This is a genomic window from Legionella gresilensis (assembly GCF_900639865.1).
GTDB classification, from domain to species: domain Bacteria; phylum Pseudomonadota; class Gammaproteobacteria; order Legionellales; family Legionellaceae; genus Legionella_C; species Legionella_C gresilensis.
Genome location: NZ_CAAAHX010000009.1, coordinates 130,699 through 147,750, shown reverse-complemented (window position 1 = coordinate 147,750; position 17,052 = coordinate 130,699). Strand labels below are relative to the sequence as shown.

Genomic DNA, 17,052 nt, shown 5'->3' with positions numbered 1-17,052 from the left:
ATTACATTCAACTAAACCTTTGGTATTCAAATGGTATCATTTTCATGGTGAACTAATCATGCAATAGTACGCTAGTATTGTAAATACGATATTAGTTATCGAGATTTAGAGAAAAAGGAGATTTTATGAAAGAAAACAATGAAATAGAACTGGAAAAAATATATGGCTCATCAGCAGTTGCAAATAAATTACGACGAATTGCAGATGCTATTGATCAAAACAAAGGTTTTCAAATACAAATAAACAAAAAACGTATCTATGTACCCGTTGATGTGTATGTTGAATTTGAGTACGAAGAAGAAAGTGACGAACACGAACTTGGAATTGAAATAAAGTGGAAAAAAAAATAAAGATTATTTTTTCTTGAAAAGAAGTTAAATATTAATCATTTCTAATCTTTAGGTGGACATTAAAATAATAGGCTTAAGGGCACTGTTACAAAAATTTTCTTTCTAAAAGAAGCCAAACATTAATTTAAATGCAGCAAAAAGTTTATAGCTTATTTTCAATAACATTAAATATTTAAAGAAAGTAGCGAGAGCAGTCTTGATGCAACGCTGGTTGATTACGTTAATAAACCATTACAATTTAAATAGTTGTATTTCCTTTTTGCAAAATAAGGGATGACTATTTCTAATATTACAGCGATATATCCTGAAACAGACAAAGCATAAATATACATATTTTGGGAAAATAAAGATAAAATTAATGGTGGCGTAAAGGTAGCAACGCCTACCCAGAAACGTTTTTTGGCTTTCATTACATCAACTAGAAAATCAAAGACGCCTAATGAGACACAAACAAATGAACCAAATAAAGCCACAACCTGAAATGTCGACAATAATTGCGTCATCACTGTTGAGTTCAAATAAAATTTTAAACTTTGGTTAAATGCTAGCAATTGATTATTGCTCTGATAAATACTTAATAAGCCATACTTACCGTCACTCGGAATCAAAGCATAAATCGTGTAGAGCCATGAAATATAAATAAGTAGAACAATAGTTGTACTAGTAATCAATATCCATTGAAATAAATTTCGATTACCACGTCCATAGTATGAAACTAGACTAGGGATGATAAATTGATAGCCAAATGAATTAACAATAACCATAAGTAATGCAAAGGCGCCTGTTGGGTTTCCGACTATTTGTGTAGACACTGAACCTGTTGCATACGTAGAGCCAAAAATAATAGCAATGCCTAATAAACATAATTTAAAACTAACTAACACAACATTAAGGCGTACAATAATTTTGGCGCTAATAATAACTATGCTACCCAATATAATGACGCAACTGAGGCTAATATTAAAATGCGATAATAAAGGATGAGGCCAAGTTAAATGACTCATAATCAACGAAGTACAACCAGAAATATAAGAAGACAAGGAAAAATAAAGTAGCCATAAAAAAAGAGTAACGGTGATCAGTTGCATCTTATTACCTAAGTATTTTCCAACAATACTGTAATAAGAATTATATTTTTCAGGGCAGCTTAATGTTAAATCCAAAACATATAGCCCTGTTTTAGTCATCACCAACCATGAAACGAGGATAAAAACCAGCGTCGTTAAAAATCCATAATTAGCAGAGACAATTGGAATAGCAAGAATGCCACCGCCAATAATCGCACCAATAATAAGAAAAGTGCCACTTAGAAAGCGTAACATGAATTACCTCTTAGAAAGATAGAAACAATTGCTTCTAACCGAAACGCTTTTGAAATCTGGCAAGGAATATAATAATTTTATCTTTGCTTAAGTCATTCACCTAAAGCTAAAACTAAAACTAAAACTAAAACTAAAACTATCTAACCATAAGCATTTCACGCTAATCATATGGTCTAAATTTTAACATATAAAATCTATTAATCAACATAATTATACAATTTATAGCCATATAATTGCATTAATATTTATTTATTGTGAATAAATATTAAAATTACTCAGAAAACCTATTATTAATATTTTCAGAAAATTACTCATGTTGGCACCAAATATCATACTAAAGGCAATATGCCATGAGCGGGAGCAAATCTAGTGAGCTTGCCTATTACGAAAAAGTAATAAGATTAAGTAAATGCAGTCTTGCTTAGACAAAGATAAACAATCTAAAAAAAATTAACTTTATTTCTTTTTAAAATTGTTTAACATACGCGCCAAATGTATATGGAATGTTTTTAATATGATTAGATTTATTGAAAAACTTTTAGCAACGGCAGCTGAATCTTTTGATGGAGCATTAGAAGGAATCCCACCACACCAAATAGCTTTAGGTATAGCAGCTTTATATTTTATTTATAACCAATACCATAATCCTTGGTTAATGCGTGCCTTTCGTACTCGTAACAGTACAACATCTACACAAAAAATTATTGATGCCGCTTACGATGTACTTAAACACTTGCCTCCAGTACGAACACTTAAAGATAAAGAGCTTAATAAGAATTTAGAATCTACACGTAAAAAATTAGCAGAACAACGTGCTGAAATGAATTTGCAAGAGCATATTCCTTCTGATAGCGTTCCTGTAGAAACTATTTTAAAGGAATTTAATATAGATGTAGATAAATGTGCTTTTAAATTTAAAACTCTCAAGAGCGGAGATAAAGAAAAACGATTTATTGTAGAGCGAGCGGATGGTAAGGACTCTGGCGCTTTATATGCTGTTCATCCACAAGAACTTACTGAGTTGTTAAAAGAGGTTTATGCAAAAACCGCATTAACTAATCCGATGCATGATAAGTGGCCTCGTATTAATGCAATGCAAGCGGAGGTAATTAGTTCGTGTCAGAATTTATTTCATGGCTCAGATGAAGGCTATGGTTTAATCACCCATGGTGGTACAACCAGTATAATTGAAGCGATGGCTGCCTATGTAATTAAAGCTAGAGCCAATGGCATTACTCATCCAGAGATTGTTGTTCCGGAAACAGCTCATGCGGCATTTAAAAAAGCAGCCAATTTGACCGGCGCTACTTTAGTAATTGTGCCCGTGGATAAAAAAGCAGGCGCTGTAAATGCTAAAACCATGAGTTCTTATATTTCCGCTAACACAGCGGTTATTGTGGGTTCAGCCCCTTCCTTTATGAATGGTATCAACGATCCTATTAAAGAGTTAGGTAAATTAGCACAGCAAAAAAAAGTACCCTTTCATGTGGATGCTTGTCTAGGTGGTTTCTTAACTGCTTTCTTAGATACCTCTGCTGAACCAATGGACTTTAGGGTACCTGGCGTAACCTCTATTTCTGCTGATCTACATAAATATGGGTATTGCCCTAAAGGAACGTCAGTTTGTTTGTTTAGCAAAAACTCACCTGCTTTATCAGTCTATGCTGCTTTAAATTGGTCTGGTGGTCTATATGCAACGCCTGGTATTTTAGATGGTTCAGTAAGCGGTGCTCGTGTAGCAGAAATTTATGCAGTTTTATCTTATTATGGTAAAAAACGCTTCAAACAAATTGCTGAGCGTATTATTGAATTAAGACAAAGTATCCAAGATCAATTAACAGAAACTTATAGAAAAAATGAATTAAATCAAGATGATATTTCAATTTACGGTAATCCAAAATGGTCGGTATTAGGATTTCGTTCCAAAAATTTAAACCCTCATTTAATTGCTGACGAGTTAGAAAAAGCTGGATGGAAACTGAATTTATTACAAAATCCAGCTGGCTTTCACTTATGTTTAACGCATGTTCATACTCTAATAGATAATTTTGAAATACAGTTTATTTCTGACCTAAAGAAAGCCATCGCTGCGGTTAAATCCTATCCTGCTGATAAAAAGCCTAGTGGTAATGTTAAGGTTTATGGTGCCGTAGGAATGATGCCGACAGAAGTGCAAGAAGAAGTTTGTATTCAATACCAAAAAGCACGTCTGCAAATTAAGCCTAGCCAAAATGGATTGTTCCGAGTTAAGGCTTCTAATCCAGCTCAGCAATTAACTGATGAGCCTCATAATAAAGATGATATGGGATACCGTAATTCAGTAGAGTACTAAACTTTGTACTGCCATTAAGCGAAAAATAAATATATTACAAAATTTTATCTGCGCGCTAAATAGTACTTGACTCCCATCTATTTATAATATGATTTACGCGCAGCAAGTACTATTACAGCTATCATGAAATATAAGCCTTTGTTTTTATTAATTATAATAAATTTTCGAATTAGTAAGCATGAGTAATTTTTAACATGAAAAAAGCGTTGGGCCACTTGGCCTAACATTTACACCCAATTTATACCTCCTACCACCTTGAATCTCTCATTATTACCTCGGGCGCTAGGTGGCTGAGCCTAATTTTATTAGCATGCTAGCCTGGCTGGCGCGTTAGCCAGGCTGCTTAATGCTAGAAAATTTATCCAACTGAAATAATGTCATTCAATTTGGTAAATTTTCAAGGCCCTTTTAAAAGAGACTATACTAAAAGCAGAATGATTAAGGAAAAAAATCATGAAAAAAGGAATTGTGTGCGGGAGCTTGGTTAGTTTATTTTGTACATGTTCTTCTATAAATGCACTCATGCTGCAAAATCCTAAATTATTAACTAACCAAAATTATATCGAAAATATAAAACAGCAAGATCAATTAGACTTAAAATCGGTTTCAAATGTTTTTTCCTTTGTATTTAATAGCTTACCTGATCGGGTAATCGTCTACCCCACGGAAAATTATTACTATTTTTCTTTTTATCATAATGGGGTCGAATTTTCAGGCAATATTCGTCTTGATGCATTGGACCGGGATAAAGGGATAGTGCACTTTGCTTATTTTTCCACCTTTAATCGTTGGACTGACGAACTCGTTAATCAGTATAAGCCTTTTACTGCTCGAGATGGGGTGGAAATCGTTAAGTTAGGCCCCCTTGAATATAAGATATCATATGGAAAAAAATCAGTTATTTTTGAATTAAATAATCTTGCCAAAGTTAGGCCTCCTGCCAATAAAATTAGGACTGATGAAGAATATATTGGACCTGTGTATGATGAATCAGGAATTCAATTTTATTTAGTTTATAACTCCAAAATTAAACGCTTTCACTATGTACTTAATGACAGTGAAACCGTTCCTGATACTTTCACACCTTCAAAAAAAAACAATAATATCTTAATTGGCACCCGTACAGGATTCTCTTTTTATCGAGATAATCATCAAGATCGTTTAATTTTAATTGGCGTTTACGCGGGCAATTCAATGGTGAATAACTATTTCGATGGACCATTTGATCAATTGCCTGACAATTTTATTCAAGGGAATCAATTAAGGGGGGCCTTTATTGATCAAAATCCCGAGTTAAAAGGTAAAATTGATCGTTATGGAAACACTGATAATGGCTCAAGCCGTGTAGTAATCACACCTTATACTCATTACTTGTATGAATCTCAGCTTTATGCTTATAGCGATTGTACAAAAAAAGCAAAAGACCCTAATGCATACTATGCATGTTTTGACAATCTTGAGGATGAAAATTCGAAAAGTGAGGATAATTAAATGAGAACTTTAAAACCATTAAAATATTTTGTTGCCAGTCTTTTCCTTTCACCCGTTTGTCTGAGCGCTGAGATTATTCACTCGCATAAAGCTTATGGGACTCGTTTCTTGAGTGTCCATCAACAGGAAAGCCCGAGCAAAGGACAAGCGACGAAGAACCAATTTACTCCTATTAATATCGCGGACAACTCAGATTATCATTGGAAATCTGGCTCGCATGATAAAGATGAATCTCATTACAAGACAGGATCACATGATAAACATGCATCACACCTAAAGCATGGTTCACATGATAAGGATGAGTCTCATCACAAAACAGGTTCCCATAATAAATCGAAATCCCATTGGAAATTTGGCTCACATGATAAACATGCATCACACTTAAAATATGGTTCACATGATAAGGATGAGTCTCATTACAAGAAAGGTTCCCATAATAAATCGAAATCACATTGGAAATTTGGGTCACATGATAAGCACGCATCACACTTAAAATATGGTTCACATGATAAGGATAAATCTCATTACAAGACAGGCTCCCATAATAAATCGGAATCTCATTGGAAATCAGGATCACATGATAAACATGCATCACACTTAAAGCATGGTTCGCATGATAAGGATAAGTCTCATTTAAAAGAAAACCCATAACAAACTAGAATCAAACAGTAAGCGTAGCAACTGTTCTGAGTTTTTAGCACAAGACAGTTGCTACGAGTTTATATTAGATTAACTAAGTGCTCTATCTAAAAACCATGATAATTTTTTTTAAATTTAATCTAATAAATTATTTATAAAGATTTTGCAGAGAGAAGATATAAATTTGGATATCCTAATAAGAAAAGCGATACTTTTGTAGTAACTTGACTGGAATCGACATATAGCATGGAAAAATTTTTTTGGTTTTCTCTTCCTATTACTTTGATGATTATCTATTTACTTATCCGTACCGCTATCGGTCGTCCAGTAAAAAGAAGAGACGTCAATATGCTCTCGGCAATTTATTTGATTTTTTATTTACTCATAACAGCGGGACTTGGTTTATTCTGGGTAGCAAGGATGGATCTGCCTCCCTTTGATTTACATTATTTGTTTGGTTATTGTCTGTTGTTTTTAGTTGCTGTTCATCTTTGGTTTCAGCTACCTATGGTTTCGATGTGGCTTAAAAAAAATAGCCCTTCTTTTTTGCTTGACAATACACATACTCAATGGAAGCCGCCAGTCAGAACCCTTTTTTTAATTATCATACTGCTAATTCTTGGGTCTGCAATAGCTATTATAATCTATGAATTCATTACTCCAACAACCCAAACACTGATTGAGAGCAACCCTAAAATATCAAGTGGTCAGCGTATCTGGCTTGTATCTAAAGGAAAGAAAATAGACTCTACTAGTTATGTCCATCATTTAGGAGATATCAACCGTGACACTGTCTTTCGTCCTAGATTTAATATCAATAAGCCTAATGAATTTAAAGATTATCCTAATTATCTAGTTGTTACTTTGCCGACACCTGACACAAGCTCAGGCAGATCGCTTTCGCAGGCATTATCTCAAGAAATAATAAATCCTATTGCCCCTCTGAATTTACAGAATTTATCTAATATACTTTACTATTCAAGTGGTGTGACAGAAAAATTATACTATCCTGGAGGGCAATTATTTTTACGTGCCGCTGCATCTGCAGGTGCTTTATATCCCAATGATTTATATGTTGCTATAATAAAAGTGGAAAATCTTCAACCCGGTATTTATTATTACCATCCAGCCAATCACAGTCTAACTAAAATTAGTAGCCAAGAATCTCTTCAATCTCTTTCTAGGGCAAGTCCTTATCATGACTTACAAAAAAATGCCTCTGCCATTATTATTATCACAGCAAATTTTGACCGTACTATTTGGAAATATCGAGAACGTTCTTTCCGATATATACTTCCTGATGCAGGACACATTCTGGGCAATATTGCTGTTGCAGCATCATCAGTGCAGTTACCTTTCGTTCATACAGCTTTTTTTGACGATAATCAAATGAAAAGAGTTTTGGGACTATCACAACAAGATGAAGGCATTTTATCAATGGTTGTACTCGGGAAGAATAAGCTAACTGAACTTACAGAAACTCCACAATTCACCTCAGAAGCTCTGCCCAAAGAAGTTCAAAATATTGAACAAACTCGACTTTCCTATAAACTCACTTCTGTGCAGTGGAAAAAGGAAATGATGAAGATTCCAAAAGTTGATATGCAAAAATACCGCAATGAAATTTTCGCTGCGAATGCCCTTATTCGATTACCCACCGGTTCGAAAGCGGAAGATGATACGTTTACTATTATCAAAAATCGCCGTTCATTTCGACAGTTTTCCAATAAACAGGTCAGCCTTAAAGATTTTGCTGGCATAATTCAACAATCATCTGCCCCGCTTAGAAATCCATATATCGTTGAAGCTGGCAAAAGAGTTGAATTATTCATTATTGTCAGCAATATACAAGGTTTATCAAAAGGGGTGTATCGATATATTCCTGAAAAAGAGGCTTTAGAGAAAGTTAGAAAAGGCGATTTCTCAAAAGAGATTTATAAAGCCGGCTTTTCTCAGGAGTTACTTGAAAGAGCTGCCTTTGTTATCGCCTGGACTATTGATTTAAATCAGATAGGGCAACTACATGGGGAAAGAGATTATAGATACGCCAACTTAGAATGCGGTTTAGGTGGAGAAACAACTTACCTCGCTGCTCAAGCACGTGGATTAGGAGCTTGCGCAGTAGGTGCATTTTATGATGTTGAAGTGCGACATATACTTAATATTAGTCAAACAGCAAAACATGTCATATTGTTAACTGCGGTGGGAAATAGGTAGTGGCGTACTCTAAGCTCATCCTGGCTCCCCTAATAAGAAAATTGATAATTTAAAACTAATATTTATCAACAAACTATAATAGATTGGAGTTTAGACAATCTACTTTAATATAGACTTGAGACAGCACTACGTAAGATTATTTATTTTGAGGTTAATTAATATAGTTGCTTCTGTATTAAAAACACTTATTGTTTAGAGTTTGATTATTCAAAAAAGGGGGAATTAACCTGTTAAGAATATAAGACAGATCTTAATTTACTAAAATTTACAGAGTGTATCCCGAACCTAAACCTATTGTTTATTTTTTCCTATTCCAATCCAAATTTTCATCCTAATTAATAAAAGAATGACGCCTATAACTATTAAGATAAGGCCTAAAATTTTTCCTGTGAAAATTAAGATTAGACCCAATAAAATTATCATTGCAGATATAAGGCTACCAAAACTCAAATCCTTAGTTATTATTGATTTTTGTTTTAAAGGCGCGCCACAATTTGGACAATTTTCAGCATTCGTAGAAATTTCTTTTTTACAATCTGAGCAGTTGGTGAGAGGCATATTGTTCCTATATACTTATCAGCTTTACATAAATTATAGGATTAAATTTTAGCCAATATAGATTTGTGAGCGTAGTTTATTATAAGATTGCTCATTTATAATCATATGCTCTCAAAATATCTACCATATTCTCCGTTTTTTTATTTTTGTGGCTTTGATTTATGGCCTCTATAGTTGTGATATGTTTTGAAGATTACAGAACACGTGTTAAGGTCCTTTGCGGATGATTAATGCCGCCCCCGTAAATGGAAAGACCCGATATTTTAAGTGCCTGTGAAATAGATCCTAGTCGATTTATCACTGAAGTTACTCTCGTGGCATATCAGATTTCTGTTTATATACCGCATTTTCAGGAATATCCGTAGCTGAATAGATGCTAATTATTTTGAATGGTTTCTTTGCATTTAAATTAATAAAATTATGTGGAAATCCTTGAGGAATAAAAATCATATCACCCGCTGAAACAGTTGAATTTTTGCCATTGAGAACAGATTTAGCCTGACCTTCAACAACAAATATGACCTGATCAAATTTATGGGTTTCCATTCCAATTTCATTGTTGGGATTAGTCTTAGGGGTAATATTCATAAATACGACTTGTGCATCTTTACCTGTCATAAGTGCTAACTTCCAGTTCTCATTCCTTTTAGCTATTTCAAAAATTTGGGGAGTAATAATCGCATTTATTTTACTATCAGCGGTGCTTTTTTCAGAACTTGCAAATGATGGTGTTGCAATTAAAGTTGATACCACTACAGTAGCTATAAAAGTTCTTTTTAGTCCATTTATTTTCATACCTATTCTCCATAATTTAAAATTAGCTAGTCATTATTTATCTTTTCTAATACCCTAGAATTAAAGTAAAGAAGTGCAGAATGACTTAAGCACTATTTCATACAATACTACTTTGTCAATTTTTGGCAATGCAAGACCGCTTACTCTAGCAATATTTTATTGTTACACTTATATTGAGATCTCAATATAAGCATAACTCACGTGCAAAATGGACTTTTTGATGAGATGAGTTCCTGCTTTTAAAATACGTAATCTAACTAAACTATACCAAATGGGTGAGGCCTTGCAACACGTATTTTTTTCTTTGGCGCAAGAACCGTCGCAAGTCCTTCTATGACCTTTTCTCCATGCTGATTTACCCCTTTACAATCAAAAATTACGATGGATTTATTACTTTGTTTATCTTTAACGATTAATGTAATAGTAAGTGTGTCACCTAAACGCACTGGTTTTTTAAATTGGATATCCTGTTTAAGATAAATCGTACCTGGTCCTGGTAAAACGGTGCCAAGAAGTGCTAAATCAGTGAGCCAGACCACATACCATGACCGACAATGCCATGAAAGATATCGCTTTTAGCAAACGCGACATCCACATGAGCAGGATTCACATCGCCAGACATAGCAGCAAATAAATTAATATCATCTTGGGTAAGGGTTTTACTTAAGCTCGCTTAGCGACCTCTTGCAAGCTCATCAAAGGTAATATTCTCAAGATACTCCTTATTCGTTCCTTTTCCTTTTATTTCTGCAGTACGTAAGTACCAGGTGCTGCTGGCAGTGAACAATCTATAATCGGGGGCGATGTACGTTTTTTTGTATCATGTTTTACTAACCATTGATGCCATTCTTGCCACCAGGAAATATCTCGCTTCTTTGCAACTTTAAGCCATTGTGTGGGATTGAAATGATAATCCCCTTTTTTATGTTCATAAACATAATAAGAACTTTTGGGATGCCCTGGCTCGCTAATAATACCGGCATTGTGCCCACCGCTAGCAAGAACAAAGGTCACATCACTTTCTGTCATCAAGTGAATTTTATAGACCGATTGCCAAGGTGCCACATGGTCTTTTTCTGTACTCACTGCAAAAATAGGCGATTGAATATTTGCAGCAGCTATGGGCTCTCCTTCAACTGCAAAGCGTCCTTCGGCAAAATCATTCTTTAAAAATAATTTTTCAAGGTATTCACTATGCATTTTATAAGGCATTCTCGTTGCATCTGCATTCCAGGCTGTTAAATCAATCATTCCACGTTTCTGTCCATGCATGTAATCCTGAATCATTTTAGACCAAATTAAATCATAGGCCCGTAACATTTGAAAAGAACCAGCCATTTGCTTCGTATCGAGATATCCTTGTTCCCACATTACATTTTTAAGGAAAGCGACTTGGCTTCCAGTAACAAATAACATTAATTCTCCAGCCTCAGTAAAGTCTCCTTGAGCTGCAAGAAGCGTAAGGCTATTTAAACGTTTATCGTTGTTTTTCGCCATGACTGATGCGGTAATCATCGCCAAGGTACCCCCTAAACAATACCCCATCAGATTAATTTTAATTTTTGGAAAAATGCTTGATACTTTATCAATTGCCGCCATCGCGCCTTGGCGATAATAATCATCTATTCCTAAATCTCTGTCTTCATGATCTGGATTACGCCAGGAAATAATAAATACAGTGTGACCTTGTTCTACCAGCCACCTCACTAACGAATTATGTGGGGATAAATCTAAAATATAATATTTCATGATCCAAGCAGGTAAAATAAGTATTGGTTCTTTATAGACGGTCTTTGTTTGAGCCTCGTATTGGATAAGCTCGATTAAATGATTTTGAAAGACTATTCGTCCTGGCGTAATAGCTACTTGTTTACCTGGAATAAAGTGTTCAGAGCCTTCAGGTGGTGCACCACTTAATCTCTCAAGCCAGTCTTCAAACGCGATTTGACTACCCCGAAAAATATTTAATCCGCGGGTGTTAACAGTCTGATAAAATAAATCAGGGTTAGACCAGACGAAATTAGAGGGAGATAAAGCATCAAGACATTGACGCGCCCAAAACGAAACCGTGCGCTCTTCCTGCTTTGATAACCCCGGTACATGAGTAGCACGTTGCCACCAATCTTCTACTTGTAAAAACCCCTCTGCAAATAAACGCCAAGGGAAATGCTCCCAATTTTCTTCTTTAAAACGAACATCTTTACCGCCAGCAGCACGCTCAACACAAAGAATATTATTGATACAATCATTAGCATGAAAGAGAGGATAAGAAGCTAACTCGCCTAACAAGCCTGGACTTTGTGCCAATTGCCAAAGCCAAGTTGAATAAGCAGAAGCCAGCGCTGCAGGACTAAGTCCCGCAGTCCATTTAGCAAGGTTTGCTTGAAATAATTGATTAAGCAAAAGAAAAAAATGATCTAAATTGCTTGTATCAGAAGAAACACCGCTATAGGAATCTAAATCTTCTGATACATTTTGCTGTTGAGTTAATATGATTTCCTTTGGACAGCCAGTTTTGCTTTGCTCACTCATTACCGATTCCTTGGTATTAAGAGACACAGTTAGTAAGGTATATTCAAAGAATAGCATAATACCTAAGCTTTCCACCCTGAAAATGACCTTTTAGAAAAAAACACTCCAATTTCTAAAAATACATTAGTAAGCACAATTAATTTATCTGTAGTCAGAGTTGAATAAAGTTGAAGTTTCAAAAATAGATTACATTTTAAAAAATGACAAAAAATATAGTGTCTTCAAATAAAGATTGGTTATGTCCTGACGAAATAGTCACATAACTAGAGCCCTTTGAGAAAAACACTACAGCCACGATATAAAATGCTAAATAAATTCAATAGTCAGTCATAATCGCTGAGTTCAAAGATGGATCAAGATATAGCCAGGACGTTTTTGGTAGAACAATCTCAAAGAATAGATATTTGAAAACAGTTATTTGCTTTGTTTTTCTGATGCCCAATTGAAGTATATACTATTTAGGTAGTCACTATAACTTAAAAAGCTAGCTTTCTAAAATAGCTTACTACTACCCTATCGTTTTTCCTTTATTAGGATTATTGATATCGGCACTCGCCCAAGTACTATTAGCAACCTACAAGCCTACATTAAATATAACCAAGTGCTCTAGAGTAGCAATTTAATTATAATTTATTGATATTAAAGGCATGTCCTTATCGAAACATAGGTAACAAACTATTCCGGAGACATAGGTTACACTCATAGGCATTTCAGGAGAAAGAAATACCTATGAGTGTAATAAAGTGGACGAAAAGATAAGATTTGTAGCAAGATTATTAGATGGCGAACAAATGTCTTCTTTATGCCAAGAGTTCGATATTTCTCGAAAAACAGGCTACAAGATATACGAGCGCTATAAACATAGTGGATTAGAAGGATTAAATGATCGCAGCAGAAAACCGCATCGCTTTGCTAATCAGTTGCCCTTCCAACTTGAAAGAGATATTGAAAGTTAAAAAAGAAGAACCTAGTTGGGGAGCACCAAAGATAAGGGAGAAGTTTCTAAGGCAATATCCTGATGTTAAACCACCAGCAATCAGTACAATATACATACTATTCTAGATAAATATGGTCTTGTGGCAAAGCAAAAAAAGCGTCGCTATAAAGCACAAGGTACAAATCTGTCTAATGCTAAGCAACCTAATCAATTATGGTGTGCAGATTATAAAGGTGAATTTCAATTAGAGAATAAAGAGTATTGTTATCCATTAACTATCACCGATTTTAGTAGTCGCTATTTACTCGTTTGTGAGGGTTTAGCAACGACTAAAGAACGATATGCTATTACAGTCTTTGGGCGTGTTTTTAAAGAATTTGGCTTACCTGATGCTATCCGTATAGACAATGGTATTCCTTTCTCTTCACCTAATGCTTTGGCCTGAGTAAGCTATCTATTTGGTGGCTTCGATTAGGTATTAATATTGAACGAATAAAGCCAGGAAATCCTCAGGAAAACGGCCGCCATGAGCGTATGCACTTAACCTTAAAAAAAGAAACAACTAAACCTGCTGGCGAAAACTTCCTTCAACAGCAAGAGAAATTTGACCGATTTATAGATGAATATAATAATGAACGCCCTCATCAGGCCCTTAAAATGAAATATCTAGCTGAAGTTTATGTATCCTCAACCAGGCCATATCAAGGGTTACTTGAAGTAGAATATCCTTTTCATGATAAAACGATAATAGTTACTAAATGCGGAAGGCTTTGTCTAAAAGGTCAGAAAGTAAACCTTACAAGTGTACTCGCAGGCAAAAGGTTGGTATTAAGGAGGTAGAAGATTATGTGTGGTTAGTTAGCTTTATGCAGTATGATTTAGGGTATTTTGATGAACAGACATGTAATTTGCAACCTTTATCCAATCCTTTTGGGCCTAAAGTGTCACCTATGTCTCCAGTATAATTTGTAACCCATGTCTTCGGAATAAACCACATAAAAATGGCGCGCTCGGAGGGACTCGACCCCGACACCTTGGTTCGAATTCTGATGCTTTAATTTAAAAATCATTATTTATCAATAAAATGTGATGCATCAAATTTCTGAAAAACAGCCTAGAACTGTCTAAAACAACGTAGCACTGTCACAGTTATGGCACAATAAACTTTATATTATTTACCTGATTACCTTACACCGAATCATTATCAATCAGTTAAGTTATCGCTTTACCGTTCCATAAGCTATAAGGAAGTGATAATTCATCGATGTTTGGCTCAGCAATAAATTAATTAATTCATTGACTTTGTCTGTTGATACATATTGTCTACTTCTCGGGGAAATCCCTCGCTCTTTATACTAAAAGCTTGCTCTATTATCAACTTCATACACATGAATATATTTTGTAATCGATGTTCTGCTAAAGCCCAAAAGCGTTGCTACTTTCGATTTGCTTGCACCCAATTTTACAACTATATAGATTGCTGGCTTTCTTAAAACAGCCAATTCTTTTATTGATAATTTCCTTTTGCTCATCGTTTAAGTATGTATTAGAACCCCAAGGATAAAACATAATAAACTTTTTATTCATTATTATAAGGCCAAGGTAATAAAACCGAAGTAATAAGTTAAAAACCATATGATCTGCTTTTAATTGCACTAGAGTAAGACGAAGTAGCCTTATTAAAAAAATCAGTATTTTATTATCCTGGTTCAATCGTTTTTGGTTTATCTGGCGCTTTAGGGCTGTCTGATTTGGCTTTAGAAAAAAAATGGTTCTCTGAATGATTTACTGGCTCTTTTTTAACATCAGCGTTTTTTATAACTGTTTTCATCAATTTATTAATAGAAATTAAATTCTCACATAACCTTTTATGGTTATCGGGAGAATACTCACCTCTCATTAATTGAAGTTTTGCTTTTAATACTGATAAATTTGATATACAGTCTATGGGTAATTTTTTATTAGAGATATTTTTTTCTAAGGCTCTCTCGAGTGAATTACAACTTTCCATAAAACTATTTTTCTTTATCTGAATTTCGTCTTTTAACTTTTTATCTCTATCTGCCTGTCCTTTAATCTTTTCTATTTCACTTGTATGCGAGGTAATTTCTTCTAACTGTTTAGCCTCATCCACCTTTTTTTTAATCTTTTCTATTTCACTTTTATACGACGTAATTTCTTCTTTAATTTCTTTTAACTCATTAAAGTCTAAATCAGATAACTTTATTTTTCTTGATAAAAGTACCCTGTCTAATTTATTTAGATTTCGGCTTACATGGTTTAGTAAAGCAGCATATCTATTACTCTCACTTGTATTCCCAATAACCACATCCCAGTAACCATCGGCCCAGTAACCATATTGGCCTTTTAAATGAAAAACATAGGGGCCACCTACTTCCAAATCGTTTAGCAAATTTCTAACCGTCGCGATTTCTTTTTCGATTTCCTTATAGTCATTTTTCGTACTAGATTGTGTGTTTTTGGCCTCTATCGCGGTGCTTTGTTTAATTTGCTTGACTGGCTTAGCATGGGCAGATGAAGTACTTTCTTTTATCTCACTTCTCCTAGGTATTATAATACCTACCCCCGGTATCTCAACATCTTTTACTCCTTTTTCTTCTGCACGAATTTCAGCAAGTTTGTATATAATCATCTCAGGCACATTAGCCCTGTCTGTATTCGTTAAGGTAAAATCTAGCTCTTTTCCTAACCTCAAATCTCTAATTAAACCATTTACCGCTTTTGCAGTATTACTATTAAAAAGCGAGCTCCCCTGAGCAATTTGTGATTGTTTAAAAAGTAAAGTAAGGGCATTGTATAATCGATCTTTTGCTTCTACTTCTGACACACGTTTTTTTGAAGACTCAAGGCTTTCTCTGATTGACTTAATCTCGCTAATTAATATTTCTTTTGCCTGCTCCATTATAAGCTGGTCAGGTGAGGGACTTTTGTTTAAATTAAACTCTGGAGTTGATTCTATGCGCTTTAGCCAGTTGGAAATTATTCTGTTTTCCTGCTCGAGTACTGTAATTTTTTTACTTAATAAGTTTTTTATACTTTGAATTATAAATTCTGGTTTTTTAGATATTGATAAATTAAATTGAGAAGAAAATTGTTCATCTAGGTCTGTTAAAACATCCTTAACTAATCTACCTTGAAAACCGCCTCTTGTTATCCAATCTTCTATTGTGCTGATAGCATTCTTTAAATCTATGATATCAAAATCGACTAGCTTAGGATGCAGGCTATCACTCTTACTTTCTTTTGATATATCAGTTTCAAACATTAGACTAATAAGAATTTCTGATTTCTCCTTACTTATAACTTTATTAAGTGAATTTCTTAAGGAATCTAACAGCTTTGAGTAATACGCGGGTTTTCTATCGTATCGAGTGAACATATAAACCTCATATCAACTATACGAATAATAAATTAAGTACCTGGAATAATTATATTTTATACTTTTAGGCTTAATTTTAATCTAATATATGTATTTATAAGTATATATATAGTTTTCCAATTTGCTGATGTAAACTTGGTACAGAAAAAATGGGTTTGATTTTTGTTCTTGATAATAAACTTACGATACCCAGTAATGGATGTTAGATTTAAAAATGGTTTAAGGAGCAGAAGCTTTATTCATTTGAAAATAGAAGAAGTAGCCGGGACATTATAATATCGCAGCAAGCATAGGTTGGGCCACCCGGCCTAATGGCGCTGCCTTAAGCAGCGCCATTAGGTCAGAGGCCCAACCTACGATTTTATATTAAATATAACCAAGTGCTCTATCTAAAAACCATAGGAATTCTGTTTTAAATTTAACCTAACAAGTTATTTATAGAGCTGTTTATGCCACAATTTACATAAAAACCAAGTACT

At 34.4% G+C, this 17,052-nt stretch carries 13 protein-coding genes and 1 pseudogene; 9 read left to right on the top strand and 5 right to left on the bottom strand.

What is annotated here, in order from left to right:
* Nucleotides 1-125: 125 nt before the first annotated feature.
* Complete coding sequence (locus tag E1P04_RS12415; RefSeq protein ID WP_131783220.1) at nt 126-350, top strand: amphi-Trp domain-containing protein; 225 nt, start codon at nt 126-128, stop codon at nt 348-350.
* Between the two features lie 215 nt (nt 351-565).
* Here the strand turns inward: E1P04_RS12415 and E1P04_RS12410 are convergent, their stop codons facing one another.
* Nucleotides 566-1,672: an aromatic amino acid transport family protein gene (locus E1P04_RS12410; protein ID WP_131783219.1), complete on the bottom strand. Its 1,107-nt coding sequence runs from the start codon at nt 1,670-1,672 to the stop codon at nt 566-568.
* Between the two features lie 514 nt (nt 1,673-2,186).
* Between E1P04_RS12410 and E1P04_RS12405 the strand changes: the two genes are divergently transcribed.
* The 4 genes from E1P04_RS12405 to E1P04_RS12390 all read left to right on the top strand — a co-directional run bounded on the left by E1P04_RS12405 (nt 2,187) and on the right by E1P04_RS12390 (nt 8,351).
* Nucleotides 2,187-4,004 carry an aminotransferase class V-fold PLP-dependent enzyme gene (locus tag E1P04_RS12405; protein WP_131783218.1) on the top strand — a complete coding sequence of 606 codons (1,818 nt, stop codon included), beginning with the start codon at nt 2,187-2,189 and terminating at the stop codon, nt 4,002-4,004.
* Nucleotides 4,005-4,457: 453 nt separating this feature from the next.
* The gene (locus E1P04_RS12400) at nt 4,458-5,495 is read left to right on the top strand and encodes a hypothetical protein (protein ID WP_131783217.1); all 1,038 of its coding nucleotides are present in this window, start codon (nt 4,458-4,460) and stop codon (nt 5,493-5,495) included.
* On the top strand, nt 5,496-6,146 hold the full coding sequence (locus E1P04_RS12395; protein ID WP_131783216.1) for a hypothetical protein: 651 nt from the start codon (nt 5,496-5,498) through the stop codon (nt 6,144-6,146).
* A 336-nt stretch (nt 6,147-6,482) separates the two neighbouring features.
* On the top strand, nt 6,483-8,351 hold the full coding sequence (locus E1P04_RS12390; RefSeq protein WP_165482770.1) for a SagB/ThcOx family dehydrogenase: 1,869 nt from the start codon (nt 6,483-6,485) through the stop codon (nt 8,349-8,351).
* Between the two features lie 864 nt (nt 8,352-9,215).
* On the opposite strand, the gene E1P04_RS12380 is transcribed toward E1P04_RS12390, so the two are convergent.
* The 3 genes and pseudogenes from E1P04_RS12380 to E1P04_RS12370 form a co-directional block, all read right to left on the bottom strand.
* Entirely contained in the window at nt 9,216-9,704 is a 489-nt protein-coding gene (locus tag E1P04_RS12380; RefSeq protein WP_131783213.1) for a cupin domain-containing protein, read from the bottom strand.
* Between the two features lie 281 nt (nt 9,705-9,985).
* Nucleotides 9,986-10,449: pseudogene (locus E1P04_RS18305) on the bottom strand (MaoC/PaaZ C-terminal domain-containing protein); the annotation flags it as partial.
* On the bottom strand, nt 10,446-12,236 hold the full coding sequence (locus tag E1P04_RS12370; protein WP_131783212.1) for a PHA/PHB synthase family protein: 1,791 nt from the start codon (nt 12,234-12,236) through the stop codon (nt 10,446-10,448). The pseudogene E1P04_RS18305 and the gene E1P04_RS12370, both read right to left, overlap by 4 nt.
* Nucleotides 12,237-12,979: 743 nt before the next feature.
* Between E1P04_RS12370 and E1P04_RS18100 the strand changes: the two genes are divergently transcribed.
* From E1P04_RS18100 to E1P04_RS17895, 4 genes are all read left to right on the top strand, one after another.
* A complete protein-coding gene (locus tag E1P04_RS18100; protein WP_242604455.1) occupies nt 12,980-13,192 on the top strand; it encodes a helix-turn-helix domain-containing protein in 213 nt (70 codons plus the stop codon).
* Nucleotides 13,193-13,312: 120 nt separating this feature from the next.
* The gene (locus E1P04_RS18095) at nt 13,313-13,618 is read left to right on the top strand and encodes a DDE-type integrase/transposase/recombinase (protein WP_242604454.1); all 306 of its coding nucleotides are present in this window, start codon (nt 13,313-13,315) and stop codon (nt 13,616-13,618) included.
* Nucleotides 13,615-14,013, top strand: coding sequence for an integrase core domain-containing protein (locus E1P04_RS18090; RefSeq protein ID WP_427853347.1), 399 nt, complete (start codon nt 13,615-13,617; stop codon nt 14,011-14,013). The genes E1P04_RS18095 and E1P04_RS18090 overlap by 4 nt, the downstream gene beginning before the upstream one ends.
* Nucleotides 13,944-14,138 (top strand): hypothetical protein, encoded by a 195-nt coding sequence (locus E1P04_RS17895; protein ID WP_207386025.1) that lies wholly within the window; start codon nt 13,944-13,946, stop codon nt 14,136-14,138. Before E1P04_RS18090 ends, E1P04_RS17895 begins: the two co-directional genes overlap by 70 nt.
* Before the next feature lie 734 nt (nt 14,139-14,872).
* Here E1P04_RS17895 and E1P04_RS12360 read toward each other — a convergent pair.
* Nucleotides 14,873-16,573, bottom strand: coding sequence for a hypothetical protein (locus E1P04_RS12360; protein ID WP_131783211.1), 1,701 nt, complete (start codon nt 16,571-16,573; stop codon nt 14,873-14,875).
* Nucleotides 16,574-17,052: the final 479 nt, after the last annotated feature.